Genomic DNA, 1,719 nt, shown 5'->3' on the forward strand with positions numbered 1-1,719 from the left:
AATAATCACCCATACTGGCCGTTTCTATCTGAGATCCAATTAGGAAACAAAGCCGATTTAACCCGTCCATTGAACTCGCGGTAAAATCATCGAAATAAGCTAGTGATCTGAACCAGCGGAACTGGACACCTTTCAAACCGTCACTCCTCTTCTGAATATAGTTTTTGATGTCTTGAGTAAATTTTAAAGTCAAAGTACTGAACTTTGGTAATCCCCTTTAATGGGGAAGATCCATCAAGACATGAAATGTAAGAATGTCTCTATAACGATTAGGTTTGAGAGATCGATAAAGAACGCACCAATTAACGGCACGATAAAATACGCTTGTGGCGATGGGCCGTAGTAACCCGTGATACCATTCATATTGAGCATGGCTGTCGGTGTCGCACCCAAACCAAAGCCCGCATGACCACTTGCCATCACCGCGGCATCATAATTTTTACCGAGTAGCTTATAGGTAACGGACGTAACAAACACAATAGTAAACAATGTTTGAATCGTTAGGATAACCACCAGCGACAACGCCATATCAAACAGCTGCCAAAGTTTGATTTCAAGCAATGCCATAGATAAGAAGACACTTAGGGCAATTGAGCTTAAACGTGCCACTTCGACCATCGCAATCTTGGCAGGTTTGCTCTCGCTAAATAGTGTTGAGAATAGTGCACCAACAAATAACGCATAGACGAAATTTGGCACCATGTTCAGCCAATGCACATCGAGCACAAGCACTAAACTATGTAGCATTTGGCTGAGCTCAACACAGCATGCTAAAAGAACAACGCTTCCGATGCCATGTAGTACATTGCCCTTAGTCGGCATGTGATGGGCCTTTTTGTGTTCCACATCTGCTGCATGTACGTTCGGTGTTGAAAGTTGATTTTTTTCAACCAAATACGTGCCTAAAGGCGCTCCGATAATACCGCCAATCACAAGACCAAAAGTGGCACAGGCCATCGCGATTTCGAGTGCATTATCGACACCAAAATGGTCATGAAACATCGACGCCCATGCAGCACCTGTACCATGCCCACCTGATAGGGTGATAGAGCCCGTCATCAGTCCTAGCTTAGGATCCAGCCCTAAGAACGAGGCTGCAGCGACACCAATAGCGTCCTGAAAAATAATATAAACAACGGCGATTCCGAGAAAGACAACGAACAAGCGTCCACCTTGGAATAGCTGCTTGATATTTGCGCTTAAACCAATGCCTGCGAAAAACATCAGCATCAACGTCTCTTTATAAGGAAGTTCAAATTCGAACTCCATTCCCATGCGATATAAGCAAGTAGTAATTAAGGCTGCGATGCACCCACCAATCACCGGCCCTGGGATATGATATTTACTTAATATTGGTGTGTGTTTTTTGGTTACCTCACCAAACAACAACATCAAGAGTGCCAAAATGGCAGATTCAACGGCATTTACAGAAATTACATTCATTATCACGACCTAAACAACCGAATAAAAAAGCCCCGACTTGACGGGGCTTATATTTTCTAGCAACTACGAATTACGCAGAGAACTCTTGGAAGTACTCATCCAACACAGTGCGTGTTGCACGGCCAATTAGCTCGTACTCGTGGTGAGTAAGGTTCGCTAGTGATACGCGTACTGAGGCGTGTACTGTGTCGAAACCTTTACCAGGTAGTAAGATGACGCCAGTTTCGTGAGCAAGACGGAATAGGAAGTCTTTACCTTTCTCGTTAGCTTTGAACC

General features: G+C 44.1%; 1 protein-coding gene and 1 pseudogene. Both read right to left on the reverse strand.

The window, feature by feature from the left end; genetic code table 11:
• Window positions 1-234: 234 nt before the first annotated feature.
• Complete coding sequence (gltS, locus tag AB6E30_RS22440; RefSeq protein ID WP_017061004.1) at window positions 235-1,443, reverse strand: sodium/glutamate symporter; 1,209 nt, start codon at window positions 1,441-1,443, stop codon at window positions 235-237.
• 70 nt (window positions 1,444-1,513) lie between these two features.
• Window positions 1,514-1,719 (reverse strand): annotated as a pseudogene (locus AB6E30_RS22445) (bifunctional aspartate transaminase/aspartate 4-decarboxylase); the annotation flags it as partial.

The organism is Vibrio sp. 10N.247.311.12, from assembly GCF_041467515.1.
Lineage (GTDB): Bacteria > Pseudomonadota > Gammaproteobacteria > Enterobacterales > Vibrionaceae > Vibrio > Vibrio crassostreae_C.